At 60.9% G+C, this 24,430-nt stretch carries 25 protein-coding genes and 1 riboswitch; of the genes, 15 read left to right on the forward strand and 10 right to left on the reverse strand.

The features are described 5' to 3' along the window. Positions 1–69: 69 nt before the first annotated feature. Together GFM02_RS30715 and GFM02_RS30720 are read right to left on the reverse strand one after the other, a co-directional pair. Entirely contained in the window at positions 70–1,026 is a 957-nt protein-coding gene (locus GFM02_RS30715; protein ID WP_168323752.1) for a transketolase family protein, read from the reverse strand. Beyond that, positions 1,026–1,835, reverse strand: coding sequence for a transketolase (locus GFM02_RS30720; RefSeq protein WP_168306139.1), 810 nt, complete (start codon positions 1,833–1,835; stop codon positions 1,026–1,028). Before GFM02_RS30720 ends, GFM02_RS30715 begins: the two co-directional genes overlap by 1 nt. Positions 1,836–2,044: 209 nt before the next feature. On the opposite strand from GFM02_RS30720, the gene GFM02_RS30725 reads away from it, so the two are divergent. The 6 genes from GFM02_RS30725 to ribB all read left to right on the forward strand — a co-directional run bounded on the left by GFM02_RS30725 (position 2,045) and on the right by ribB (position 8,530). Then, complete coding sequence (locus GFM02_RS30725; RefSeq protein WP_168323753.1) at positions 2,045–3,025, forward strand: ABC transporter permease; 981 nt, start codon at positions 2,045–2,047, stop codon at positions 3,023–3,025. A 118-nt stretch (positions 3,026–3,143) separates the two neighbouring features. After that, the gene (locus GFM02_RS30730) at positions 3,144–4,073 is read left to right on the forward strand and encodes a sugar ABC transporter substrate-binding protein (protein ID WP_168323754.1); all 930 of its coding nucleotides are present in this window, start codon (positions 3,144–3,146) and stop codon (positions 4,071–4,073) included. A gap of 28 nt (positions 4,074–4,101) precedes the next feature. Further along, the gene (locus GFM02_RS30735) at positions 4,102–5,580 is read left to right on the forward strand and encodes an ATP-binding cassette domain-containing protein (protein ID WP_168323755.1); all 1,479 of its coding nucleotides are present in this window, start codon (positions 4,102–4,104) and stop codon (positions 5,578–5,580) included. Between the two features lie 22 nt (positions 5,581–5,602). Further along, entirely contained in the window at positions 5,603–6,391 is a 789-nt protein-coding gene (locus GFM02_RS30740) for an SDR family oxidoreductase (protein ID WP_168323756.1), read from the forward strand. Positions 6,392–6,656: 265 nt separating this feature from the next. Next, positions 6,657–7,439, forward strand: coding sequence for a glucose 1-dehydrogenase (locus tag GFM02_RS30750; protein ID WP_168323757.1), 783 nt, complete (start codon positions 6,657–6,659; stop codon positions 7,437–7,439). 178 nt (positions 7,440–7,617) lie between these two features. Further along, positions 7,618–7,768: riboswitch (FMN riboswitch) on the forward strand. Positions 7,769–7,894: 126 nt separating this feature from the next. Next, positions 7,895–8,530 carry a 3,4-dihydroxy-2-butanone-4-phosphate synthase gene (gene ribB / locus GFM02_RS30755; RefSeq protein ID WP_168323758.1) on the forward strand — a complete coding sequence of 212 codons (636 nt, stop codon included), beginning with the start codon at positions 7,895–7,897 and terminating at the stop codon, positions 8,528–8,530. A gap of 209 nt (positions 8,531–8,739) precedes the next feature. Here the strand turns inward: ribB and GFM02_RS30760 are convergent, their stop codons facing one another. Continuing rightward, a complete protein-coding gene (locus GFM02_RS30760) occupies positions 8,740–9,507 on the reverse strand; it encodes an SDR family oxidoreductase (RefSeq protein WP_168323759.1) in 768 nt (255 codons plus the stop codon). 327 nt (positions 9,508–9,834) lie between these two features. On the opposite strand from GFM02_RS30760, the gene GFM02_RS30765 reads away from it, so the two are divergent. The 3 genes from GFM02_RS30765 to mobB are packed head-to-tail and all read left to right on the forward strand — an operon-like array spanning position 9,835 to position 11,900. Next, entirely contained in the window at positions 9,835–10,743 is a 909-nt protein-coding gene (locus GFM02_RS30765) for a DMT family transporter (protein ID WP_020050243.1), read from the forward strand. 9 nt (positions 10,744–10,752) lie between these two features. Then, entirely contained in the window at positions 10,753–11,382 is a 630-nt protein-coding gene (gene mobA / locus GFM02_RS30770) for a molybdenum cofactor guanylyltransferase MobA (RefSeq protein WP_026265283.1), read from the forward strand. Further along, positions 11,379–11,900: a molybdopterin-guanine dinucleotide biosynthesis protein B gene (mobB, locus tag GFM02_RS30775; RefSeq protein WP_168323760.1), complete on the forward strand. Its 522-nt coding sequence runs from the start codon at positions 11,379–11,381 to the stop codon at positions 11,898–11,900. The genes mobA and mobB overlap by 4 nt, the downstream gene beginning before the upstream one ends. Before the next feature lie 34 nt (positions 11,901–11,934). Here mobB and GFM02_RS30780 read toward each other — a convergent pair whose 3' ends face one another. Continuing rightward, entirely contained in the window at positions 11,935–12,828 is an 894-nt protein-coding gene (locus GFM02_RS30780; protein WP_168323761.1) for a LysR family transcriptional regulator, read from the reverse strand. A gap of 120 nt (positions 12,829–12,948) precedes the next feature. On the opposite strand from GFM02_RS30780, the gene GFM02_RS30785 reads away from it, so the two are divergent. Continuing rightward, positions 12,949–13,344, forward strand: a complete 396-nt coding sequence (locus tag GFM02_RS30785) for a (R)-mandelonitrile lyase (RefSeq protein WP_020050247.1) — start codon at positions 12,949–12,951, stop codon at positions 13,342–13,344. Positions 13,345–13,358: 14 nt separating this feature from the next. Then, positions 13,359–14,348 carry an aldo/keto reductase gene (locus GFM02_RS30790; RefSeq protein WP_168323762.1) on the forward strand — a complete coding sequence of 330 codons (990 nt, stop codon included), beginning with the start codon at positions 13,359–13,361 and terminating at the stop codon, positions 14,346–14,348. A 93-nt stretch (positions 14,349–14,441) separates the two neighbouring features. On the opposite strand, the gene maiA is transcribed toward GFM02_RS30790, so the two are convergent. The 6 genes from maiA to GFM02_RS30820 form a co-directional block, all read right to left on the reverse strand. Next, entirely contained in the window at positions 14,442–15,077 is a 636-nt protein-coding gene (gene maiA / locus GFM02_RS30795) for a maleylacetoacetate isomerase (RefSeq protein ID WP_168323763.1), read from the reverse strand. 19 nt (positions 15,078–15,096) lie between these two features. After that, positions 15,097–15,246 carry a hypothetical protein gene (locus GFM02_RS30800; RefSeq protein WP_168323764.1) on the reverse strand — a complete coding sequence of 50 codons (150 nt, stop codon included), beginning with the start codon at positions 15,244–15,246 and terminating at the stop codon, positions 15,097–15,099. Between the two features lie 65 nt (positions 15,247–15,311). After that, positions 15,312–15,728 carry an organic hydroperoxide resistance protein gene (locus GFM02_RS30805; protein WP_168266266.1) on the reverse strand — a complete coding sequence of 139 codons (417 nt, stop codon included), beginning with the start codon at positions 15,726–15,728 and terminating at the stop codon, positions 15,312–15,314. 190 nt (positions 15,729–15,918) lie between these two features. Continuing rightward, on the reverse strand, positions 15,919–17,241 hold the full coding sequence (locus GFM02_RS30810; RefSeq protein ID WP_168323765.1) for a sensor histidine kinase: 1,323 nt from the start codon (positions 17,239–17,241) through the stop codon (positions 15,919–15,921). Next, positions 17,238–17,978: a response regulator gene (locus tag GFM02_RS30815; protein ID WP_077978363.1), complete on the reverse strand. Its 741-nt coding sequence runs from the start codon at positions 17,976–17,978 to the stop codon at positions 17,238–17,240. Before GFM02_RS30815 ends, GFM02_RS30810 begins: the two co-directional genes overlap by 4 nt. A gap of 126 nt (positions 17,979–18,104) precedes the next feature. After that, complete coding sequence (locus tag GFM02_RS30820) at positions 18,105–19,154, reverse strand: alpha/beta fold hydrolase (protein WP_025394839.1); 1,050 nt, start codon at positions 19,152–19,154, stop codon at positions 18,105–18,107. A gap of 359 nt (positions 19,155–19,513) precedes the next feature. On the opposite strand from GFM02_RS30820, the gene GFM02_RS30825 reads away from it, so the two are divergent. The 4 genes from GFM02_RS30825 (at position 19,514) to deoC (ending at position 24,429) form a co-directional block, all read left to right on the forward strand. Then, the gene (locus tag GFM02_RS30825; RefSeq protein WP_168323766.1) at positions 19,514–21,289 is read left to right on the forward strand and encodes a cytochrome c biogenesis protein DipZ; all 1,776 of its coding nucleotides are present in this window, start codon (positions 19,514–19,516) and stop codon (positions 21,287–21,289) included. Between the two features lie 54 nt (positions 21,290–21,343). After that, entirely contained in the window at positions 21,344–22,102 is a 759-nt protein-coding gene (locus GFM02_RS30830) for an alpha/beta hydrolase (RefSeq protein WP_168323767.1), read from the forward strand. Between the two features lie 400 nt (positions 22,103–22,502). After that, positions 22,503–23,225: a DeoR family transcriptional regulator gene (locus tag GFM02_RS30835; protein ID WP_168323768.1), complete on the forward strand. Its 723-nt coding sequence runs from the start codon at positions 22,503–22,505 to the stop codon at positions 23,223–23,225. A gap of 175 nt (positions 23,226–23,400) precedes the next feature. Continuing rightward, the gene (deoC, locus tag GFM02_RS30840; RefSeq protein WP_168323769.1) at positions 23,401–24,429 is read left to right on the forward strand and encodes a deoxyribose-phosphate aldolase; all 1,029 of its coding nucleotides are present in this window, start codon (positions 23,401–23,403) and stop codon (positions 24,427–24,429) included. Position 24,430 lies beyond the last annotated feature (1 nt).

Genomic DNA, 24,430 nt, shown 5'->3' on the forward strand with positions numbered 1-24,430 from the left:
AATTCCAGGAAAAATGCCAAGCGGTTTTCCGTCCGGAATTGCGTAAGAACAAAAGTCACGTGATCCCAGTTACTTGCGCCTGATCAGCGACTGCGCCGCGTCGGCGATTGCGGACGGCGCCATCCCGAATTCGTCGAGCAGGAACTCTGCCGAACCGGTCGGAGCGTAGACGCCGGGAACTCCAAGACGTTTCATCGGGACCGGCGCATTGTCGACCACGACTTCGGCTATCGCGGAACCGAGCCCACCGAAGATCGAATGTTCTTCTGCTGTCACGATCGCTCCGGTTTCCTTCGCCGCGGCGATGATAGCCTCCTCGTCGATCGGACGAACCGTTGCGAGGTTGAGCACTCTGGCGTTGATGCCGCGGTCTGCGAGAATTTCGGCAGCCTTCAAGATGCGATGAGTCAAAGTGCCGTTTGCGATAAGGGTGACGTCGGAACCCTGGCGAAGCAGATTTGCCTTGCCGAGTTCGAACTTGTGACCCTCCGAAAGCAGATCCGGTACACCAACGCGAGACAGACGCAGGAAACAGGGGCCGTTGTAGGCCGCGGCCCACTCAACCGCAGCAGCTGTTTCGATGCGGTCACAAGGCGCAATGACCGGAAGATTGGGCAGAACCCGCGTCCAGGCAAAATCCTCGATCGAATGATGGGTCGGGCCGAGTTCGCCATACGCCATTCCCGAAGAAATGCCGACCAGCTTGACGTTGGCATTCGAATACGAAATATCGGCCTTGATCTGCTCCAGCGACCGTCCCGTTAGAAACGGAGCGGCAGCGCACACGAACGGAAGGCGTCCGCCATTGGCGAGGCCTGCTGCAACCCCCACCATGTTCTGCTCAGCGATACCGACATTGACGAGGCGCTCTCCAAACTTCGCCTTGAAGCCGCCGAGCTTGGAGGAACCCACAGAGTCGTTGCAGACGGCAACGATCGTTTCGTTTTCGGCTGCCAGCCGCTCAAGCGTGGTGGCGAATGCGTCGCGGCAATCGTAGAGCTTGGGTGCGTTTATTGGCGCGTTCATTACAGTGCCTCCGACAATTCTGCCAATGCGATTTCGTATTGTTCCTTACTTGGCACCTTATGGTGCCAGTCGACCCGGTCCTGCATGAACGATATTCCATGGCCCTTGTTGGTATGCGCAACGATGCAATGAGGTCTTGACCCCCGGTGTTCGAGAGCAGGAACGATTTCGCTCATATTGTTACCGTTGATTTCGCTGACTTCCCAATCGAACGCTTCAAGCTTCGGACGAAGCGGGGCGAGATCGTTGGTTTCGGCCAGAGCGGCGCCCTGCTGGAACCTGTTGTGATCGATGACCAAGGTCAAGTTATCGAGCTTGAACTGAGCGGCCGCCATGATCGCTTCCCAGTTTGAGCCCTCCTGCATCTCACCGTCGCCGGTGACGACATAGGTGTGATATTTGGCGCTCGAGAGCTTGGCCGCTATCGCCATTCCTACCGCGACCGGGAGACCGTGGCCAAGCGGCCCGGTATTCGTCTCGACGCCAGGAACCTTGTTGCAATTTGGATGCCCGTTCAGCCTCGAATGCGGCTGCAAGAAGGTGGAAATCTCATCCTCCGGGATAAAGCCGCGTTTTGCGAGCGTCACATACAGCGCGCATGCAGTATGCCCCTTTGAAAGAACGAACCTGTCGCGGTCGGGATGTTTGGGTTGATCCGGCCAGACATTCAGCACACGAAAATACAGAGCCGTCAAAATGTCGATGACCGACATCTCGCCGCCAATATGGCCGGCGCCCGCTTCAAAGACCGCCTGTAGATCGCGCAATCGGATCTGGCGGGCGATGCGCTCAAGTTCTATCGGATCCATGGATTCCTCCGTGCATAAATATTCAGTTATCAATATTTTTGCATAACAGGCCGATTAGTCAAGCCCCTTAGGCGGCCCGTGAGGGCACACGCCACGAGAAAGCTTATTGACAGCCGAATAGCAAGTTGTTAATGAATTTTCCAGCAGGCATGAATAATTATTCTACCGTGCACAAATATCGGATACAAGCCTACGCATAGGGAGGAGCAATGGTGGCGCTCGATATCAATGAACACAGGCTGTCGTCCGGAGCCTGGCTGAGCAAGCTCAAGGGAGCTACCGGCCCACTCGTGGGACTGCTCGCACTGTGCGTCTTTCTGAGCCTCAGCACAGACACGTTTCTTTCGGTTCGAAACGGCCTCAACATCCTCGATCAGATCACTGTTCTCGGCATCATGGCCGTCGGAATGACGTTCGTCATCCTGATCGGCGGCATCGATCTTTCCGTCGGCTCGGCACTTGCTCTGGCGATGATGGTCATGGGCTGGACCGCCAACGTCGCCGGTCTACCGCTGCCCGTCGGGATCGCTTTTGCTCTGGTCGCATCGGGCGTTTCGGGCCTGATCGTCGGACTTCTGGTGACGCAGTTCAGGGTTCCAGCCTTTATTGCCACTCTTGCGATGATGTCCGCGGCTCGCGGCGTCGCAAATATGATCACCGACGGCCAACAGATCGTGGGATTCCCCGACTGGTTCATGATGCTGGCAATCGATCGCCATTTCGGCGTGTTGACAGCCACTGTGTTTCTCATGCTTGCGGTTGTTCTTGCCGCGTGGCTTTTCCTGCACTTCCGGTCCGAAGGTCGCATGCTCTACGCGGTGGGAGGAAATCCGGAAGTCGCACGCCTGGCCGGTATCAACGTCCCGCTCGTGACGATAGCCGTCTATGTCGTGAGTGCCGTCCTTGCGGGGCTCGCAGGCATCGTGCTCGCCGCGCGGCTGGATTCCGTCCAGCCGTCCAGTGGTCTGGGTTATGAACTGGACACCATCGCTGCGGTCGTCATCGGCGGGACGTCGCTCTCCGGCGGCGCGGGCGGCATCGGTGGAACGCTGATCGGCGTTCTTATCATCGGTGTGCTTCGCAACGGTCTCAACCTTCTCAACGTCTCGCCGTTCCTGCAGCAGGTGATCATCGGCATCGTCATCGTGCTTGCGGTCGGCGCGGAGACCATTCGTCGGCGTCGCGCCTGACGAGCGGGGTCCGCCGCGTCGGCGGACCAGAAATACCGCCCCAGGAATTTGGGTCGGATCAATACCCCGAGGGGGAGGACATACCCGAGGGTTCCATCAAACAACGGAGGAAAATACAATGAAAATAGCGCGCACCATGCTCGCGTCTGCTGCACTGCTCGGCCTGACACTCGGCCCCGTACACGCGGCGGAACTGAAGAAGCTCGGCCTGGCCGTTGCCAACCTTCAGGCAAACTTCTTCAACCAGATCAAGCAATCGGTCGAAGCCGAAGCCAAGAAGCGCGGCATCGAAGTCATCACCGTCGACGCAAAGGGCGACGGGCCGACACAGGTCAATCAGATCCAGGATCTTCTGACCCAGAAAATCGACGCGCTGATCTACATTCCGGCAGGTGCGGCGGCTGCGACCGTTCCGGTCAAACTCGCCAAGAACGCCGGCATCCCGGTCGTAAACGTCGACCGCAACGCCGAGGGAGCACCCGGCGATACATTCCTTGCAACGGATTCCGTCGCGTCTGCCAAGGCCGTGTGCGACTACATTCTGAAGGAAGCCGGCGGCAAGGGGAAGATGGTCATCATCCACGGCCAGAAGGGCACGACGCCGGAAGTCGACCGCTCGAAGGGCTGCGCTGAATCTCTCAAGGCATATCCGGACGTCAAGGTTGTCGCCGAACAGTTCTCGAACATCTGGAGCCAGGACGAAGGCTTCCAGATCATGCAGAATATGCTGCAGGCAAATCCTGACGTTTCCATCGTGTTCGCACAGGCCGACGGCCTCGCACTTGGCGCCGCGCAGGCGATCAAGGTCGCCAATCCGTCGCAGAAGATCGTGGTTGGCGGCTTCGATGGCGACACCGCAGCTCTCGAAGCGCTCAGCAAGGGCGTCTTCAACGTAACGGCGACGCAGCAGACGCAGAAGATGGGCCGCGATGCGGTCGAGAATGCCGCCAAGCTTGTCGCCGGAGAAAAGGTACCGCCGGTGCAGCTTATGGATGCCACGCTGACAACCAAAGAAAACGTCGCAGGCTTCATCGCCAACCATCCATGATGAAGTCGAGGTCTTGAGGAGGTGTGCCGTGACTGATCCAGTTCTTTCCCTGAGGGGCATATCCAAATGGTATGGGCCGCTCCAGGTTCTGAAGAATGTCAGCTTGGACGTCTATCCGGGCGAAGTGGTTGCACTTCTCGGTGAAAACGGAGCGGGCAAGTCAACGCTATCGGGCATCATCGCCGGGTCACGCACGCCGTCCGAAGGATCAATGACATGGCTGGGGCAACCTTATGCCCCGGCCACCCCAAGGGAAGCGATCGACAAGGGCGTTGTCCTGATCCATCAGGAGCTGCAGCTTCTGCCGCAGCTGTCGATCGCGGAAAACGTCTTCATCGGACGCTGGCCGATGAAGAACGGCGTCATCGACCGCGCCCAGATGGTTCGCCGGGCCCAGGACCAGCTCGCTCGCTTGAACCTTCACATCCCCGCAACGCGGACGGTTGCCGGCCTTTCCACCGCAAATCAGCAACTTATCGAGATCGCCAAGGCGCTGGCTCTAAACGCAAAGCTCCTGATCCTCGATGAGCCGACAGCCGCCCTTGGCGGCGCGGAGACGGAAGCTCTCTTCGAACAGGTTCGGAAGCTTCGGTCAGAAGGCGTCGGCATCGTCTACATTTCCCACCGTATGGAAGAGATCAAGCAGATAACCGACCGGATCGTCGTTCTTCGTGACGGGGAGCGGGTGCAAGAATTCTCAGACAGCGCGACCCCGGTGCGAACGATTGTCGAGAGCATGGTCGGGCGCCCGCTTGACCGCTTGTTCCCTACCCTGCCGGTTCCGACAGATCGTCCGGTACTCCAGGTGTCCGGGCTGAGCTCGCCGGACAACTCGTTCCGTGACGTTACCTTCGAGGTCCGGGCCGGGGAAATTCTGGGGATCGCCGGATTGGTCGGCGCCGGCCGCACCGAACTGGTGCGTGCGATTTCGGGAGCAGATCCAATCAGTGCTGGCTCGATCAAGCTGGAAGGCGAGGAACTCAGGCTGCGCGATCCGGCGGACGCGATCGCCAAGGGTATCGTGATGGTTCCGGAAGACCGCAAGGAGCAAGGCCTCATCGTCGGGCACCGGATCAGCGAGAACATTATCTATGCCAATCTTGACAAACTCGGCGGCGGTTGGATCACGCCGCGCGTCAAGCGCTCCTTTGCAGAAAAAGCAGTTGCCAAGTTCGGGGTAAAGGGCCGTGCTGAACAGCACGCCTCGGACCTATCCGGCGGCAACCAGCAGAAGGTCGTGATCGCGAAGTGGCTCATGCGCGATCCCAAGGTCGTCGTGCTCGATGAACCTACGAGAGGCATCGACGTCGGCGCCCGAGCGGGCATCTACGACATCATCGTCAATCTTGCCAAACAGGGCGTCGCGGTCATCGTCGTAAGCTCGGACCTCGAAGAAGTTCTCGGAGTCTCCAATCGCATTCTGGTGCTTGCGCAAGGCAAGCAGGCGGGGATTCTCAATCGTGACCAGGCAAATGACGTTTCGGTCATGGAGCTAGCTACCATCTAAACAGACAGAGAAAGGAAGAGCGGTGTCCGACATCACTCTGAACGCCCCGAAGCTTTTCGATCTCAGCGGCCAGGTTGCCATCGTTACCGGAGCCGGCAGCGGCATTGGGCAGCGCATTGCCATCGGCCTTGCGCAATGCGGCGCCGACGTGGCGCTGCTCGACCGCCGAACCGACGACGGGCTGGCCAAGACGGCTGAACATATTCGTGCCGTCGGCCGCCGCTCGATCCAGATCGCGGCGGATGTCACGAGCAGGTCTTCCCTTGGAGATGCCGTAGCACGTACCGAAGCCGATCTCGGCCTATTGACACTTGCAGTCAACGCGGCGGGCATCGCTAACGCGAACGCCGCGGAAGAGATGGAGGAGGACCAATATCAGACGTTGATGGATATCAACCTGAAAGGCGTCTTTCTATCCTGCCAGGCAGAGGCTCGGGCCATGCTGAAGAATGGACGCGGCTCCATCGTCAATATCGCCTCGATGTCCGGCGTGATCGTGAACCGGGGGCTGAACCAAGCACACTATAACGCCTCCAAGGCGGGCGTGATCCACATGTCGAAGTCTTTGGCGATGGAATGGGTCGACCGCGGCATTCGCGTCAACACCATCTCCCCCGGATACACGGCAACGCCCATGAACACCCGCCCCGAGATGGTCCACCAGACCAAGCTCTTCGAAGAGCAGACGCCGATGCAGCGCATGGCAACGGTGGACGAGATGGTGGGTCCGGCGGTGTTCCTGCTGTCGGATGCGGCAAGTTTCGTGACCGGCGTCGATCTTCTCGTCGACGGCGGTTTCTGCTGCTGGTGATGGGAAAGCTCATTGCCGCCGCGGGAAAGTGACCGATCTCGCTTCCTCCCTGGCTGAGATCGAGGCGCTGAAGGGACTAACGGGCAAGACGGCGTGCGATATCGCCGTCTGCCCGCCCTTCACGCCGATCGAACGGACGGAGAGCTCAGGCGTCGTCATCAGCGTTCAAGACTGCCTGAATTCACGACGACCAGTTGAGCTCCAATAATGATCGCATGGTAGGTCGCACCCAGATTTTCTGTTTATCGATGGACAAGGAAAGAGCATGAAACGCTTTGAGCAGAAGACCGTCGTCATTACCGGGGGCAGCCGCGGCATCGGAGCGGCGATCGCCAAACGCTTTGCGGAAGAAGGCGCCAATCTCGTCGTCTCGGCCAACGAGGATCTCGTTCACGGCGTTGCCGAACAGATCCGGGCCGAAGGCGGCAAGGCGATCTCCTTCATCGGCGACGTCACCGACAAGGCGAGCGTCACCGCCCTCTACGATGCCGCCGAGAAGGAATTCGGCTCGGTCGACGTCTCGATCCAGAACGCCGGCGTCATCACCATTGCCCGCGTCGAGGATCTGACCGAAAACGAGTGGGACAAGGTCATGGCCGTCAACACCAAGGGCGTCTTCCTCTGCGCCCAGGAGGCGATATCAAGAATGCGCAAGCACAAGCGCGGCGGCCGCATCATCAATACGGCCTCCGGCCAGGCCCGCGACGGCTTTATCTACACGCCGCATTACGCCGCCTCGAAAATGGGAGTCGTCGGCATCACCCAGAGCCTGGCCAAGGAAGTTGCGACCGAGAAGATCACCGTCAACGCCTTCTGCCCCGGCATCATCGAGACCGACATGTGGGCTTATAACGACCAGGCCTGGGGCAAGCTGCTCGGCAACTACGCCCCCGGCGAACTGATGAAGGAATGGGTCGAGGGTATCCCGATGAAACGGGCCGGCTCCGGCGAAGACGTCGCCGGCCTGGTCACCTTCCTCGCCAGCGAGGACGCCGCCTATATCACCGGCCAGACGATCAATGTCGACGGCGGCCTGATCATGTCCTGACGCAGGTCGCCCAAAAGTTTGCAGCGGTTTTGGGACAAAGATCAAACCACCAACGAAGCACCGGGGCGACACGGTCGTCGCCTCCGTGTGAACAGTGTGTCCATCCGCGTGAGGGCAGCTTTGCATTTTTGCCCGGTCAAGTGACCTTGCCATCCGCCTGTTTTTGATCCTATCTTTGAAATGTTCTCAGGGCGGGGTGTAATTCCCCACCGGCGGTATCAGGAGCAATCCTGGAGCCCGCGAGCGCTTCTGGCACCTCCTGTCGGAAGGTCAGCAGATCCGGTGAGATGCCGGAGCCGACGGTATAGTCCGGATGGAAGAGGACAACACGGGCAGTCGCACTCCATCCCGGAGTCGGCTGACGTTTGTTCGCCCAAGGGCAGAAGGCTCGCTCACGGATTGAGCCGAGCAGACCATGTCAGCCCGCTGACATAACCCTTGAAAGGCCAGACAGCATGACTATCGCAAGAATTGAAGATGCCATATCAGCCATTGCTCGTGGTGAGATGGTTGTCGTCGTCGATGACCAGGACAGGGAAAACGAGGGCGATATCGTGGTCGCGGCTGATGCCGTCACCCCGGAAACAATCGCCTTCATGATGACCCACGCCCGTGGTCTCATCTGCGTCGCCATGGAAGGCGAGCGTCTCGATGCGCTCGATATCCCGCTGATGGTGCCCAATAATACGGAATCGCACAAAACCGCCTTCACGGTCTCGGTCGATTACCTCAAGGGCACCACGACCGGCATCTCGGCAGCCGACCGCGCCGCCACCGTCAGCGCCCTGGTCGACGATCGCGCAGAGCCTGCCGATTTCGCCCGCCCCGGCCACATATTTCCGCTGCGCGCCAACCCCCGCGGCGTGCTCGGCCGCCCCGGCCACACCGAAGCCGCCGTCGATCTCGCCCGCCTCGCCGGAAGGATCCCCGCCGGCGTTATCTGCGAAGTCGCCAACGACGACGGAACCATGTCCCGCCTGCCCGAACTCACGCTCTTCGCCGAACGCCACAACCTCCCCCTCGTCACCATCGAGGATCTGGTCGCCTACCTCGACCGCCAAGCGGAAAGAGACGTACGCGAAGTCGCCTGATCGGCGCAAAGCGACCAGCCCCGTCCTTCGAGGCCCCTGCGGGGCGCCTCAGGATGAGGCTGGAGAGAGGTTGCGGCCGCAGCGGCAAGGCACACCGACCAGCCCTCATCCTGAGGCGCGCAGGCCGCAGGCCGGAGCCTCGAAGGACGAGGGCGGGTGGCTGGGTCCCAGACGCGCACGGCTGGTTGCCACAGCACCCTATTTCCCGCCTATGTCCGGCTGATCGAAACGCCGCCATCGGCCAGCATCGCCGTCCCGGTCACGAAGCTCGACATGTCGGAGGCGAGGAAGAGCGCCGCATTGGCGATCTCTTCAGGTTGCGCCATGCGTTTCAGCGCATGCAGTCCCTCGACGAAGGCAAGGACTTCTGGCGTGGCATCAGGAGCGTTGGTGATGCTGGCGGGTGTGTCGGTGCCGCCGGGAAGCAGGGCGTTGACGCGGATGTTCTGCCTCCCGAGTTCGGCGGCGAGCACCTGCACGAAGCCGATCAGCCCCGCCTTGCTCGCCGCATAGGCCGCCATGCCAGGCATGCCGGCGGTGTGGCCGACGAAAGTCGAGGTGAAGATCAGCGACCCGCCGCCTTTTCCCATCGCCGCCGACTGGTACTTGGCGCCGAGGAAGGCGGCGGTGAGATTGGTCTCGATCGTCTCGCGCCAGCCCTCCACCGACAGCCCGGCAACCGGCCCCATCTCACCGAGGATGCCGGCATTATTGAAGGCAATGTCGAGCCTGCCGAAACGCGAGACCGCCGTCTCGACAAGCCTTGCCTGCAGCGCCTCGTCCCTGACATCGCCTGATATGGCGATGGCCTGACCGCCCTCCGCCTCGATTTCTGCGATGACGGCATCGAGCGCGTCCTGTCGCCGGCCGGTGACCACGAGCTTGGCGCCTTGCCGCGCAAAGAGTTTCGCCGCCGCGCGGCCGATGCCGGAGCTTGCGCCGGTGATGATGGCGATCTTGTCGTTGAGAAGTGTCATATCGGTTTCTCCTTCGTTGTTGCGAGATCTGAGATGCTCAAACATCAGGCGGTGCAGCCACCCGTTTCCCGCACAGGAAGAGAAAAACGCCTATGGACGAACCGGCAGCGCGACGGCGCGTCCTCATCGACGCCTTGATTGCGGCGTCGGAAGTATCGGGATTCACGTTATAAACGGTGATTTGCGGCGATCTCCACTCACACGCCTGCGTTGATGTCAGCGTTATTGTGCATCGCATCATCGATTTATGCTTTGTGTGACATTCATCCGATTCCCTTGATGCATCTTCGCGACTAAAAGGAGCGCACAGGTAACAGGAATCTCTTCATGCCGCGGTCACGCAATACTGAGGGCGCCATCTATATGAGCTTGGCGATGGCCGGTTTTTCCGCGAGCGACGCTCTGTCCAAATCGGTGATCGCCCACATGAACGCCGGCGAAATCATGTTCCTGCGCGGCCTCTTCACCAGCCTGCTCGTCTATCTGATCGCCTGGAGAATGGGCGCGCTGCGTTCCTGGCGCGTCATGCTGGAGCCGATGATCATCTTCAGGATCATCTGTGAGACGCTCGCCGCCGTCACCTATATCACCGCGCTCGGCATGATGCCGATCGCCAATGCCTCGGCGATCCTGCAGTCGCTGCCGTTGGTCGTCACCTTCGGCGCTGCCCTCTTCTTCGGCGAGCCGGTTGGGTGGCGGCGCTGGTCGGCGATCCTCGTCGGCCTCGTCGGCGTGATGATCATCATCCGCCCCGGCCCTGAGGGATTCACCGCCGCCGCCCTCCTCTGCGTCGCCGCGGTGCTGACGACGGCCGGCCGCGATCTCGCCACCCGGAGCATCAGTCCGGAGATCCCCTCGCTGATGATAACCGTCATCACCGCCATATCAGCCTCCTTCTTCGGCGCGCTGCTTATTCCGGTGCTCGGCGGCTGGCAACCGGTCAGCGCCGCAGCGCTTGGGCATCTCGCGCTCGCTTCGGTACTGGTGCTCGTCGGTTACCAGTCGGTCATCCTCGCCATGCGCACCGGCGAAATCTCCTTCGTCGCGCCGTTCCGCTATACCAGCCTGATCTTTTCCTCTCTGCTCGGATTCCTCTTCTTCGCCGAAGTGCCTGACAGCTGGACGCTCTTGGGGGCTGCGATCGTCATCGCCTCCGGCCTCTATACGTTCTATCGTGAGGCCAAGCGCCGTGTGTCGCCAATTGCGCAGGAATCCGCGCCGCGTGCGCCGGTTTGAGTAAGGATGATGGCTGAATTCTCGTTGCATAAATCTCATATAGCAGGCGTCGTGCTGGCCGGCGGCCGTTCGCAGCGCATGGGCCGCGACAAAGCGGGCGTGATGCTTGGGGCCGAGAGCCTGCTCCGCCATGTGCTGACCCGCCTCTCGCAGCAGGCTTTTCTCGTTGCCGTCAATGCCGATGCCGTCGCCGAGGAAGTGCCTGTCGTTCCCGACCGTTTTCCCGGCAAGGCCGGACCAATGGCCGGTATCCATGCGGCGATGGCTTATGCCGCCGGCCTTCCCTCAATCACCCATGTCGTCACCGTCTCGGTAGATTGCCCATTCTTCCCGGCCGATCTCGTCGCCCGGCTGGCGGCGGCGGTCGAGCACCCGTCGCAGATCGCCATTGCCGCCTCCGAGGGCCGCAGCCATCCGGTCTTCGGGCTTTGGCCGGTGACGCTGGCGGCCGATCTCGAAGCCTGGATCGCCACCGACGAGAAGCGCCGCGTGCGCGACTTCCTGTTACGGCATGACGTGACGGAAGTGGCGTTCCCGCTGCATCCGACCCGCGCCAGCCTGCTCGATCCCTTCTTCAACATCAACACGCCCGACGATCTCGTCGAGGCGGAACGCTGGCTGGAGGCCCTTCGCGGATGACCGCACCGAAAATCTTCGGCATCGCCGGCTGGAAGAACTCAGGCAAGACGGGGCTTGCCGTCCGACTGGTGACGGAATTCACCCGCCGCGGTTACAGGATCTCGACGATCAAGCACGCCCATCATGATTTCGACATCGACAAGGTCGGGGCCGACAGCTACCGCCACCGCCAGGCCGGCGCCCACGAGGTCACCATCGTCTCCGGCACCCGCTACGCCATCATGCACGAGCTGCGCGGTGCGCCCGAACCTGAGTTCGAGGAGATTCTCGCTCGTCTCGCCCCCTGCGACCTCGTGCTGATCGAGGGCTACAAGCGCGAACCGATCCCGAAGATCGAGGCCCGCCGCCTGGAGGCGGCCAATCGTGAACCGTTGGCGCCGAGCGATCCCCATATCTGCGCCATCGCCGCCGATCATGCCGTCACGGATACGGCCCTGCCGGTCTTCGATCTAGACGACATAGGCGCCATCGCCGATTTCATCGCTGACATCGTCGGCCTCAAAAAGGCTCGGCAGTAAGTCCCAGGGCCGGCCGCCGGGAAATGGCAATCCTCTATCCTCGATAGCGAAGTGCATCGACGACGAGGGCGAATGCCGGCGACGTATGCCGGCGGCTCGGATAGTAGAGATGGTAGCCGGAAAACGGCGGACACCAATCTTCGAGCACACGCACCAGCTGCCCGTCGGTAAGATACGTCGAGACGAGATCCTCCGGCATGCAGGCCAGCCCCGCTCCGGCCAGTACTGCGTTCAGCCGCAACGCTATATTGTTGAAAACCAACTGTCCTTCGACCCGAACCCTGAGCTCGCGCCCGTCCTTCTCGAACTCCCATGCATAAACGCTGCCATAGGTGGGCAGGCGCAGATTGATGCAATTGTGATCCGTAAGGTCCTGCGGCGCCAGCGGCTTCGGCCTGGTGTCGAAATAGGCCGGAGCGCCGACCACGGCCATGCGCATGTCGGGGCCGATGCGCACCGCAATCATGTCCTTCGCCACCTGTTCTCCAAGCCGCACCCCCGCATCGTAACGCTCGGCGACGATGTCAGTCAGACCGTAGTCGACGATGATCTCGACATTGATATCGGGATAATCGGGAAGCAGCTTTTCCAAGGCAGGCCAGAGGACGGCATCCGCCGCATGCTCGCCGGCATTGATGCGGATGGTGCCTGCCGGCTTCTCCCGCAACGCGCTCAAGGCAGCCAGCTCGCTTTCGATCTCGTCGAGCCGCGGTCCGATGGAGACGAGCAGGCGTTCGCCGGCCTCTGTCGGCGCGACGCTGCGGGTCGTGCGTGTCAGCAATCGCAGTCCAAGCCGCTCCTCGAGCCCGCGGATCGTGTGGCTGAGCGCCGATTGCGACACACCCAGCTTGCCCGCCGCCTTGGTGAAGCTTTGAGCGCGCGCGACGGCTAGGAAGGCGATGAGGTCATTGACGACGGGGCGCGGCATTGATGAAATTTCCTCATGGGTTCTTGCCGTTTATACCATCTAATCGCGACCTGGCGCACGCGCTAAATACCTTGCTACTCGAGTGGACATGTCCACCCCGACATCGAAAGGAAGGCAAAGATGGAGATCAAGCGAAGCGGTTCGCAGCCCTCGGCCAAAGGACCGGCCGATTGGTTTACCGGCAGCGTGCGTGTCGACCCGCTGTTTGCCGTGACCAGCCCCGCACGAGCGGCGGGCGCCAGCGTCACCTTCGAGCCCGGCGCCCGCACCGCCTGGCACACTCATCCGCTCGGCCAGACGCTGATCGTCACATCGGGCTTCGGTCGCGTGCAGCGCGAAGGCGGCCCCGTCGAGGAGATCCGCGCCGGCGACGTCGTCTGGTTCGCACCGGGTGAACGCCATTGGCACGGCGCATCGCCGACGACGGCAGTGACACATATTGCCATCCAGGAACAGCTCGACGGCAAGGTGGTCGACTGGATGGAGCATGTCACCGACACGCAATACCAAGGTTAGAAAAGGAAACGTCTATGCAGAAGCGTGAACTTGGAAAGAGCGGACTTCAAGTCTCGGCCATCGGTCTCGGCTGCATGGGGCTGAGTTACGGTTATGGCCCGGCGACCGATATTCAGGAAGCGACCGCATTGATCCGGCGGGCATTTGAACGTGGCGTGACCTTCTTCGACACGGCCGAGGCCTACGGCCCCTATAAGAACGAAGAGCTTCTGGGAGAGGCCCTCGCCCCGTTCCGCAAGGAGGTGGTGATCGCCACGAAATTCGGCTTTAATTTCGATGCCAATGGCGGCCAGAGCGGCATGAACAGCCGGCCGGAACAGATCCGCGCGGTGGCCGACCAGGCGCTGAAGCGTTTGAAGACCGATGTTATCGATCTCTTCTACCAGCATCGTGTCGACCCCGATGTTCCGATCGAGGATGTCGCCGGCACGGTCAAGGCGCTGATCGCTGAAGGCAAAGTCAAGCATTTCGGCCTCTCGGAGGCAGGCGCCCGGACGATCCGCCTCGCCCATGCGGTCCAGCCGGTGGCGGCGCTGCAGAGCGAATATTCGCTATGGTGGCGCGAACCAGAGCAGGAAATCCTGCCGACGCTTGAAGAACTCGGCATCGGTTTCGTGCCCTTCAGCCCGCTCGGCAAGGGCTTTCTGACTGGCGCGATCAGCGAAACGACCACCTTCGACAGCAAGGATTTCCGCAACGTCGTGCCGCGCTTTTCTCAGGAGGCGCGAAAGGCCAACCAGGCGCTCGTCGATCGTCTCGGAGAAATCGCCGCCCGCAAAAAAGCAACCTCCGCGCAAGTGGCTCTCGCATGGCTGCTGGCGCAGAAGCCCTGGATCGTGCCGATCCCCGGCACCACCAAGCTGCACCGCCTCGAGGAAAACATCCAGTCCGCCGAGGTCGAACTGACGGCTGAAGATCTCCGTAGCATCGAAAGCGCGCTCGCCACGATCAAGGTGGAAGGCGATCGTTATCCCGCACATCTGCAGGCAAGGGTCGATCGCTAAAAGCGGCCGAAAGACCGTCAGGGCGAATCGCTCATCCGAACACGAGAAGCGAAGCGGCCACAACCACCTGCGGCCGCTTCTTCATCGATTGCATCATCGTCTCGGTGTCGGCGCATTATCCCGGAAAGCCGGTATCGCCTCCAGCCTGGCGACAATCTCGGCGATATTGGGCCATAGGGCGAGATCGAAGCCGAGGCGCCGGGCGCCGATCGCCTGCGGGAAGAGGAAGATGTCGGCAATGCTCGGCTGATCCCCGATGGCGAAGGTCCCCCGCCTGCGGCCGGCGATCATCGTCTCGACCGCGGCCATTCCCTCGCCGACCCAATGACGATCCCAGGCGGTGATGGCATCGGCATCAGCCTGGAACGTGGCGCGAAGATGCAGGCCGATCCGCGGCGGCAACAGCGCATGGATCTCGGCTGCGATCGCAAGCGCGATTGACCGCGCCAGAGCCCTGCTCTCCGCCGTGTCAGGCAGCAGCGGTGGTTCAGGCTGCAGCTCATCGAGATACTCGACGATCGCCAGTGACTGGGTGAGGAGAACGCCGCTATCCGTCAGCAAGGCCGGTACAAGCCCTTGCGGATTGACGCTGCGATATCCGGCCTGCCGGCTCTCGGCATTTTCGCCGAGGATGGTCACCGGCAGCGCTTCGGCCGTCAGTCCTTTCAGGGCGAGTGCGATGCGGACTCGAGATGTCGCCGAGGAAATTTCGTTCTGATAGAGTTTCACTGTCTTTCTCCCTGGTGAACTAAAAGAGCAGTTGGAACGGCGGCCGCTCCCCTGAGGATGCCGCCGTCACGAGGCCGGCAAGCGGCGACGGCTCCTGTGAGCTTACATTGTAGATGCAGGGCGCTGCGAAAATCGTCGCCCCCAGAATGCAGATGATCATCAGCCTCATTGGTTCCTCCATCGACGAGGCCCGACCGACCTCGCCATGTTTCTTTTGGCGATCGATCCCATCCGTCAGGCAATGCTCAATTCGACATTGATATTGCCGCGGGTTGCTTTCGAATAGGGGCAGGTCCGGTGCGCTTCATCCACAAGCGCCCTTGCCAGATCCGCTTCGATGCCCGGCAGGCTGACCTTGAGGCGAGCCTGCAGGAAATAGTCGCCGCCGGTCGCCCCAAGATCGACCTCGGCGTTGACGGCGGCATCTGCAGGAAGCTTGACCTTCAGCTTGCCGGCAGCAATGCCGATCGCGCCGACGAAGCAGGCAGACCAGCCGGCGGCGAAAAGCTGTTCGGGATTGGTCCCGGCGCGGTTGCTGCCCGGAGGCGAAAGCTTGATATCCAGATGCCCGTCGTCGCTGTGCGATGCGCCGTCGCGCCCGCCCGTCGTGTGGGTCCTGCCGGTATAGAGAACCTTGTCGATCTTCGTCATGGAACACTCCTTGTGTTGCGTCGCTGCATGCGACTGGCCGCGGCGCGGCCGGGTTGACGGAGTGTGGTTTGACCGACGGATATATCGGCCATGTTTCCGAAAACGCCACAAATGTCACAAAAAGTAGCATCCGGTATCCAGGACATCTTCGCATACAAAACCTGGCGAGATTTTGCGGCGACCCCCGACGTCAATGGATGGTGACTTCCGCGGCCAGGCCGCCGCCGGCGCGATTATAGAGCCGGAGCGACCCGCCGATCTTGGCCGTCAGCTGCTGGGCGATCGCAAGACCGAGACCGGTGCCGCCGGTCTCCCGGTTTCGGGATTGCTCCAGCCGGAAGAATGGCTGCATGGCGGCCTCGAGCATATCGTCGGGGATTCCAGGCCCACGGTCCATAATCGTGATGACGATATCGTTTTCTACGCTTCGCTCGACGCCGATCTCGGCGGCGCCGGCAAACTTCAGCGCATTGTCTATGAAGTTCGACAGGATGCGGCGAAGGGCATGCGGCTTGGTGAAAGCGGCACCCTGAACCAGGCCGATGACGGTGACTGCCTTTCCGATGTCCTGGTAGTCGTAGGCTATGCTGTCGATGAACGAGGCAAGGTCAATGCGGGCATTTTTCTCCCCACTGCCGTGCGCACTGCGCGCATAGGCTATGCCGTCCTGGACGAGGCGCTGGATTTCGCCGAGATCGTGCACCAACTTGCCCTTCTCCGGTGACTCCTCCGTCATGTCTGCACGCAGCCGCATGCGGGTGATCGGCGTCTGCAGGTCATGCGAGATTGCCGCCAATATCTGGACGCGCTCTTCGAGATAATGGGCGATCCTCTCCCGCATCGCGTTGAACGCCCTTGCCGCATGCGCGACCTCGCTTGGCCCGGCCTCGCTCAAAGCCGGACTGTCCTTGTTCGGATCGAGAGCATCGGCGGCGGCGGCAAGCTCGCCAAGCGGCCGGATCGCCTGGCGAACCGCAAACCAGGTGCAGAGGATGAGCAGCACCATCTGGACGACGAAGACATAAGGCAGCCACGCGGCGATCGGCATGACGCCCTTCGGCGTGACGTCGATCGTCAAGGGGCTTCCGTCGCTCAGCGTCAGATGCGCCTGCAATCGGTTCACATCGCCAGGAATCCGTTCGATACGGATAGGAAAGCGGTGCCCGATGGCCTCCTCGATCTTTCCTGAGATTTCTGCCCCTTTGCTTGATGTGTCAGGCACGCCGGGAAGGCCGGGCCCGAGCACGAAACGATAATTGCCGCGGCTCAGCCGGTCGAGCAGATCGCCGCGTTCGCCTGGCGGAAGCCGATCAAGAACCGCAATCGATGTCGCCACGTCGTTTTCCAGCGTGCCGAGCATCACCGCCTTGGCCGACATGTACCGCTCCATATAGAGCACACTGAACGACAACCCGTAGGCCAAGGCCAATCCGATCAGGAGGATGAGAAATATCCGCGACCGCAATGTGCTTGGCCACGTCAGGCCCGAAGGCCAGGGGATTGCCGCCTTCATTGGCGCGGCTCCGATATTTCGACCGGAACCGAAAACACATAGCCTTCGCTGCGCACCGTCTTGATATAGGTCGGTTCGCGCGCATCGTCGCCCAGCCGCTGACGCAGGCGACTGACTAGAAGATCGATCGAGCGATCGAAGAGATCGGCGTCGCGGCCCTGCGTCAGGCTGAGAAGCTGGTCGCGATTGAGCACACGCTGCGGGTGATCGATGAAGACGCGGAGCAGACGGTATTCGGCGCCGCTGAGCGCAATCGCGGTCCCTTCCCTGTCGAGAAGATGCCGGGCGACCGTATCGAGCCGCCAGTCACCGAAAGTCAGCAACTGTCCGGCCTCGCTGATCTGCAGGTTGGGAGGCAGCATCCGCGTCCGCCGCAGCACCGCTTTGATGCGGGCAAGAAGCTCACGCGCAGCAAAGGGCTTGGGAAGATAGTCGTCGGCGCCCATTTCCAGCCCGAGGATCCTGTCCATCTCGTCGGTGCGGGCCGTCAGCATCAGGATCGGGATCGTCTTGTGCCGGCCGGCGCGCAGTTCGCGGCACAGCACCAGCCCGTCGTCTCCGGGCATCATCACGTCGAGCACGATCAGGTCGACCGCATTGGCTTCGACAAAACTGCGCATCTGCCGTCCGTCGGCGGCAACGCTCGTGCGCAGGCCGTTCTTCTGCAGATAGCCCGAGACCAGCTCGCGGATTTCGCGATCGTCATCGACGATCAGGATGTGATCGACATGATCCATATTTCCCTGTTCCTTATCGATAGAAGCGGCCGCGCCGGTCGCTTCGTTCCTGACCGAAGCGACAGACGCGACCTACGCATATTCCGCTGGCCGGAGCAACGAGGCGCTGCAACCGGCATCGTCGACCTAGAAACGATCGACGTCTATGACCGCCTGCGCAAAAGCCTGCGGCGCTTCCTGAGGCAGGTTGTGGCCAATGCCGCCGCCGATCGTCCGATGCTCGTATTTGCCGGAGAATTTTCCGGCATAAGCGGAAGGCTGCGGATGCGGCGCACCGTTTGCATCGCCCTCCATGGTGATGGTCGGCACCGAAATGATGGGCGTTGTGGCAAGCGTCGTCTCGTAGGCATCATACTTGGCCTCGCCTTCGGCAAGCCCCAGGCGCCAGCGGTAATTGTGAATGACGATCGCGGCGTGGTCAGGATTGGCGAAGGCGGCGGCCGATCTGTCGAATGTCGCATCGTCGAAGTTCCACTTCGGCGAAGCCGTCTGCCAGATGAGCTTTGCGAAATCATGGGTGTTGGTCTCGTATCCCAGACGGCCGCGTTCGGTGGCAAAATAGAACTGGTACCACCAGGCAAGTTCGGCTTTGGGCGGAAGCGGTTTCTTGTTGGCCTCCTGGCTGCCGATCAGGTAGCCGCTCACCGATACCATCGCCTTGCAGCGCTCGGGCCAGAGCGCCGCCATGATATTGGCGGTCCGCCCGCCCCAGTCGTAGCCGGCAATGACGGCCTTCTCGATATCGAGCGCATCGAGCAGCGCGATCATATCAGCGGCGAGCGCTGACGGCTGGCCATTGCGCGGCGTCTGATCGTCCAGGAAGCGGGTCGTCCCGTAACCGCGCAGATAAGGCACGATCACCCTGTAACCTGCCGAAGCAAGCAGCGGCGCGACATCGACGAAACTATAGATGTCATAGGGCCAGCCATGCAGCAGCAATACGACCGGGGCATCCGCCTTTCCCGCCTCGGCATAACCGATATCGAGCACGCCTGCCTTGACCTGTTTCAGCGCTTCAAAGGACGTGTTGGTCCCAGGCTTTATAGCTGGCACCGATGCGGCCGTCGTGGGCGACTGGGCGGCGGCCATGCCGGCCACGCCGAACTCGACGGCCGCAAGGGCGACTGCCGTCATGCCGAAGAAACGGCGGCGGTGATGGTTGATTTGCTCTGACATTGGTCTCTCCTGTCGAATGGATCACAGTGCGGATATGACGCGGCGCTTGTATCGACCATATGTCGCAAGTCTCCGATTTTTGAATACGGATGTAGCTTCCGGCCGTGAGGATACATTCTGATACAATCGCGGCGACCGAGCAAAGCATCGCACCGGCAGCAGACATTTCGCCGCGGCCCACGCCGGGACGGTAGTTTGTATCGCTTTGTATCGTCAGCGCCTCATCGCAATAGTTCGGTACATTTCCCCGCCAAACCCGACACATCGGGGATACGTCCGCCCGGCCATATCCCCGCCGTTGCTGGTTCAGGCTCCATCGCCGTCCAGAGCCCGATCAATCGGTTTCAAAGGAAACGATGATGACACTTCTGATCATTGCCTATCTCGGAGGCGCGCTGACGATCCTCAGCCCGTGCATTCTCCCCATCCTCCCCTTCGTCTTCGCGCGTGCCGGACAGCCCTTCGTCAGAAGCACGCTGCCTATGCTGGCGGGCATGGCCGCCACCTTCGCGCTGGTCGCCACACTCGCCGCAGTCGGTGGCAGCTGGGCCATTCGCGCCAATGAATATGGCCGCCTTGCCGCCATTGTCCTGCTTGCGCTCTTTGGCGCCAGCCTGCTTTCGCCGCGTTTCGCAAGCACGCTTGCCCGGCCGGTCGTCGACCTTGGCAACAATCTTATTAACGCCACCGGCGGCGGGCGCGGCACCACGACAGTCAAGAGCGCGCTTCTTCTCGGCGTTGCCACCGGACTGCTCTGGGCGCCTTGCGCCGGTCCGATTCTCGGCCTTCTGCTGACCGGAGCTGCATTGCAGGGCGCCAATCTGCAGACGACCTTCCTGCTGATCGCTTATGCCGCTGGTGCTGCAAGTTCGCTTGCGGTCGCCCTGCTTGTCGGCGGCCGGATATTCACCGCCATGAAGCGTTCGCTGGGCGTTGGCGACAGGATTCGTCAGGTACTCGGCGCCGCCGTGCTGGCGGGTGTCGCCGTCATCGCGCTCGGCCTCGACACCAGCCTGCTCGCCCGGCTCTCCTATGCCAGCACCACATCGCTGGAACAGGCCGTCCTCGACAGGCTGCATGCAAAGCCGCTGAGTGGCGCATCTTCCGAGCTGGCGAGCAACGAGGTAATGGTCGCCGCAGCTGACGCGAGGAAGCCCTTTCGTAGCGACTTGCCCGTCGAAGGCCCCGCCCCTTCGCTCGACGGCGCGGTCGAATGGCTGAACTCTGAGCCTCTCACCACGGAACAGCTGCGAGGCAAGGTCGTGCTCGTCGACTTCTGGACCTATTCCTGCATCAACTGCATCCGTACCATCCCCTATGTCAGGGCCTGGGCCGAAAAATATGCGGATCAGGGTCTCGTGGTGATCGGCGTCCACGCCCCGGAATTTGCCTTCGAGAAGAAGATCGACAACGTCAAGAAGGCGATCGGCGACTTCCAGATTGGCTATCCCGTTGCGATCGACAATGATTACGGCATCTGGCGCGCCTTCGAAAACAGCTACTGGCCTGCCGCCTATCTGATCGATGCCAAGGGCCAGATCCGCTACCACCATTTCGGCGAAGGCAATTACAACAGGACCGAAAAGGCCATTCAGGACCTGCTGCGAGAATCCGGCAGCCAAACGACGGCGAGTGCGCCGGTCGTGCCGGATGCCAAGGGCGTGGAAGCAGGTCCTGATCTCGGCAATATCCGCTCCGGCGAAACCTATCTCGGCTACCAACAGGCGGCGAACTTCGCCTCTCCCGAAGGGCTGCAGGCAGACACAGCGCACAACTATTCGATTGCCGAACCCGGCCTCAATGGCTGGGGTCTGGCCGGAACCTGGACCGTCGGCCGGGATCAAGCGACGCTTGATCAGCCGGGCGGCGGCATCACCTATCGCTTCAGCGCCCGCGATCTGCATCTCGTTCTTGGTCCCGGCGCCAGCGACAAGCCGATCCGCTTCCAGGTGAAGATCGACGGCAAGGCGCCGGGGCTCGACCACGGCTCCGACATCGATGCCGATGGCAATGGCACGGTGACCGCGACGAGGCTTTATCAACTCGTCCGCCAGTCCGGCACGGTCGCCGCCCGCAACTTCGAGATCCGCTTCCTCGATCCCGGCGTGCAGGCTTACGCCTTCACATTCGGCTGAACCTGAAACGCATCAATATCCCGATCATCAACAATGACCAAAGGAGTGATAGTCATGTACAAACGTCTTCTTTTCACTGCAGCGCTTGCATTTGCCACCACCGCCATCGCGTTCGCAGCAGAGGCTGCCGCGGTCAAGAACATCGTGATCGTCCACGGCGCGCTGGCAGACGGCTCGGGATGGCGCAAGGCGACGGACATTCTCGAGAAACGCGGCTTCAACGTCACCATCGTCCAGCAGCCCATTTCCTCGCTCGACGACGATGTGGCGGCGACCAAGCGGGTTCTCGACCTTCAGGACGGACCGGTCCTGCTCGTCGGACACAGCTACGGCGGCATGGTCATCACCGAAGCCGGCAACAATCCCGCGGTCGCGGGCCTGGTCTATGTCGCGGCATTCCAGCCCGACAAGGGCGAAAGCCTGCTAAGCCTCGCCAGCTCGAAGCCCGCCGGCAGCATGGATATAAAGGAAACGAAGGACGGCAAATATCTCTATCTCGATCCGGGCGCCTTCGCCGCGGATTTCGCAGCCGACCTTCCGCAAGCCGAAGCCAATTTCATGGCAAAGTCACAGGTCTTCGCCGCAAAGCAGGCATTCTCCGCCAAGATCACTCAGGCTGCATGGCGGTCGAAGAAAAGCTGGTCGATCGTCGCCACCGAGGATCGCTCCATCAACCCCGAGCTGGAACGCGACATGGCAAAACGTGCGGGAAGCGACGTGACTGAAATAAAGGCAAGCCACGCCGTCTTCGCATCCCAACCAGAAAAGGTCGCCGATGTGATCGAAACGGCAGCGAGGAGAGCCGGCGAGTAGCACGCGCAGCCAGGAATGCCCTAAGCAGTCGCGAGGATGAAGCCTCTGGTCGGAGGGCCACCCGACCAGAGGCGTGACGAAGTCGTCCCTGCCGGCCGAAATGTCAATCTCGTCGTCCCCCCCGCTTCCCGCAGCCGAAGTCGGGCACCATTTATGCGGCATTGTGACTATTCCATCAAAAAATGGAAGATTAGTCACAAATTCTCATTCCAAATCGCGGGGTTTCCCTATAAAATTGAGGCGATATGCCATATCGCGCGCAGCCGGTTGATGCAGAAGCTGTATCTCCGCGCAAATGCCGGATCGTAGGTCGAGGGAAAAACGAGATGGGAATGGCAGTCCCTTGTTAAATTTTCATCAGAACACTATTGCAGTGTAAACGATAAGGGAGACACGCGATATGGATAGTCGCAGGGGCCGGCGCATCGCAGTCTTGTCCGAGGCCCTTTCACAACATCGCATTCTGCACATCAAGAATGCTGCTGAGATCCTGGGCGTCTCAGAGATGACGGTTCGGCGTGATGTCAGCGCCAATGCAAGCCAGTTCGCGTTTCTCGGCGGCCATATCGTTCCGGCTGTCGAAGCGGAAAACGATCCCTATGAAATTTCCAAAGCAGCCGACAGTCATGCCGCTGCAAAACGGCAAGTTTGCACACAAGCCATTGATTACATTCACCATGATGATACGGTGTTTTTCGATTGCGGCACCACGTTACCCTATCTGGTCGATCTCCTCCCAGACCAGATTCACATAACGGCGATCTGTTACGCCATGAATGTCGCCGATCGTCTGACGCGAAAACCCAACGTTCGCCTTGTTATGCTCGGTGGTCTCTACCATCCCGCATCGGCGAGCTTTTCCGGGGCCACGGGGCTGGAAATGCTCGATCAGCTTGTAATCAACGTGGCATTTCTTTCTGCAGCCGGTATCGATGCCCGGCGTGGCGCGACCTGCGCGCATTTTCACGAAGCGGAGATCAAGAAAAAGGCGATGTCCCGGGCACGAAAGAATATTCTTCTCGCCGACAGCAGCAAAATCGGCAAGCTCAAGCCGGCCTTTTTCAGCGACATGAAGTCGTTCGATGTGATCATCACCGAAAACGGTATGAACGACTTCGACTGAGAGATCCGCATTTTTTCTGCGCCTATTGAAATCTAAACTTGACGCAGCGGCGCGGTGATGCAAACGTCACAAACAGTGAAAAAAAAGTCACATTTGACCCAGTCGTGAAGCTTCCGCTTCGTGCGTCTGCACTGATGGCAACAGGACTTTCACGCTCTGGCCGGGAGGATTCGATTTGGAAACCGTTGCTGTTCACAATGCGGCAAACGCGACGCATCACGCAGCCCCTTCGCGATTGCCGGACGGCACCCATAACCGGCCGCGCAATACCGGGATGGAGCTCGATCTGTCTTGGGTGCTTGACACCCGGGTCAACCTGTCTGCCACAGAGCGCCGTATAGCCTCGCTTCCCGGACGCCGCACCGTCAAAAAGGACGCACAGGCAGCTTGGCTCCTGAAGGCGGTGACCTGCATCGACCTGACGACATTGAACGGCGACGATACCCCCGAACGCGTCAAACGGTTGTGCGCGAAGGCGATGAATCCGATACGCGCCGACATTCTGGATTCCCTTGGCATGAGCGGGCGTTCGATCACCACCGGCGCCATCTGCGTCTACCATCGTTTTGTTGCAACGGCGGTCGAGGCGCTCGGAGATTCCGGCATTCCGGTCGCCGCGGTTTCGACCGGTTTCCCTGCCGGCCTCAGCCCGCACCACCTCAAGCTCAAGGAAATAGAGGCGTCAGTTGCCGATGGCGCAAAGGAAATCGACATCGTCATCACCCGCGAGCATGTGCTGACCGGCAACTGGACAGCACTCTACGAGGAAATGAAAGAATATCGCGCCGCCTGCGGTGATGCGCATGTCAAAGCCATTCTGGCGACCGGCGACCTGAAGACGCTCCGCAATGTCACCAGGGCCTCGCTGGTCTGCATGATGGCGGGAGCCGATTTCATCAAGACCTCGACCGGCAAGGAAGGCGTCAATGCGACGCTGGCCGTGACATTGACCATGCTGCGGGCGATCCGCGCCTATCAGGAGCGCACTGGTATCAAGATCGGCTACAAGCCGGCCGGAGGCATTTCCGCGGCAAAGGACGTGTTGAACTACCAGTTCCTGATGAAGGACGAACTGGGACGCGAGTGGCTGGAGTCCGATCTCTTCCGCATCGGTGCATCAAGCTTGCTTGCGGATATCGAGCGGCAGCTGGAGCATCACGTCACCGGTGCCTATTCGGCCCTCAACAGACACCCGATTGGATGAT

It is taken from the genome of Rhizobium leguminosarum bv. viciae (assembly GCF_012276115.1).
Lineage (GTDB): Bacteria > Pseudomonadota > Alphaproteobacteria > Rhizobiales > Rhizobiaceae > Rhizobium > Rhizobium leguminosarum_T.

Coding starts and splice junctions, on each gene's coding strand:
- GFM02_RS30715 (WP_168323752.1), bottom strand. CDS start 1,026: ATGAACGCGCCAATAAACGCACCCAAGCTCTACGATTGCCGCGACGCA.
- GFM02_RS30720 (WP_168306139.1), bottom strand. CDS start 1,835: ATGGATCCGATAGAACTTGAGCGCATCGCCCGCCAGATCCGATTGCGC.
- GFM02_RS30725 (WP_168323753.1), top strand. CDS start 2,045: ATGGTGGCGCTCGATATCAATGAACACAGGCTGTCGTCCGGAGCCTGG.
- GFM02_RS30730 (WP_168323754.1), top strand. CDS start 3,144: ATGAAAATAGCGCGCACCATGCTCGCGTCTGCTGCACTGCTCGGCCTG.
- GFM02_RS30750 (WP_168323757.1), top strand. CDS start 6,657: ATGAAACGCTTTGAGCAGAAGACCGTCGTCATTACCGGGGGCAGCCGC.
- ribB (WP_168323758.1), top strand. CDS start 7,895: ATGACTATCGCAAGAATTGAAGATGCCATATCAGCCATTGCTCGTGGT.
- GFM02_RS30760 (WP_168323759.1), bottom strand. CDS start 9,507: ATGACACTTCTCAACGACAAGATCGCCATCATCACCGGCGCAAGCTCC.
- GFM02_RS30765 (WP_020050243.1), top strand. CDS start 9,835: ATGCCGCGGTCACGCAATACTGAGGGCGCCATCTATATGAGCTTGGCG.
- mobA (WP_026265283.1), top strand. CDS start 10,753: ATGGCTGAATTCTCGTTGCATAAATCTCATATAGCAGGCGTCGTGCTG.
- mobB (WP_168323760.1), top strand. CDS start 11,379: ATGACCGCACCGAAAATCTTCGGCATCGCCGGCTGGAAGAACTCAGGC.
- GFM02_RS30780 (WP_168323761.1), bottom strand. CDS start 12,828: ATGCCGCGCCCCGTCGTCAATGACCTCATCGCCTTCCTAGCCGTCGCG.
- GFM02_RS30785 (WP_020050247.1), top strand. CDS start 12,949: ATGGAGATCAAGCGAAGCGGTTCGCAGCCCTCGGCCAAAGGACCGGCC.
- GFM02_RS30790 (WP_168323762.1), top strand. CDS start 13,359: ATGCAGAAGCGTGAACTTGGAAAGAGCGGACTTCAAGTCTCGGCCATC.
- GFM02_RS30800 (WP_168323764.1), bottom strand. CDS start 15,246: ATGAGGCTGATGATCATCTGCATTCTGGGGGCGACGATTTTCGCAGCG.
- GFM02_RS30805 (WP_168266266.1), bottom strand. CDS start 15,728: ATGACGAAGATCGACAAGGTTCTCTATACCGGCAGGACCCACACGACG.
- GFM02_RS30810 (WP_168323765.1), bottom strand. CDS start 17,241: ATGAAGGCGGCAATCCCCTGGCCTTCGGGCCTGACGTGGCCAAGCACA.
- GFM02_RS30815 (WP_077978363.1), bottom strand. CDS start 17,978: ATGGATCATGTCGATCACATCCTGATCGTCGATGACGATCGCGAAATC.
- GFM02_RS30820 (WP_025394839.1), bottom strand. CDS start 19,154: ATGTCAGAGCAAATCAACCATCACCGCCGCCGTTTCTTCGGCATGACG.
- GFM02_RS30825 (WP_168323766.1), top strand. CDS start 19,514: ATGACACTTCTGATCATTGCCTATCTCGGAGGCGCGCTGACGATCCTC.
- GFM02_RS30830 (WP_168323767.1), top strand. CDS start 21,344: ATGTACAAACGTCTTCTTTTCACTGCAGCGCTTGCATTTGCCACCACC.
- GFM02_RS30835 (WP_168323768.1), top strand. CDS start 22,503: ATGGATAGTCGCAGGGGCCGGCGCATCGCAGTCTTGTCCGAGGCCCTT.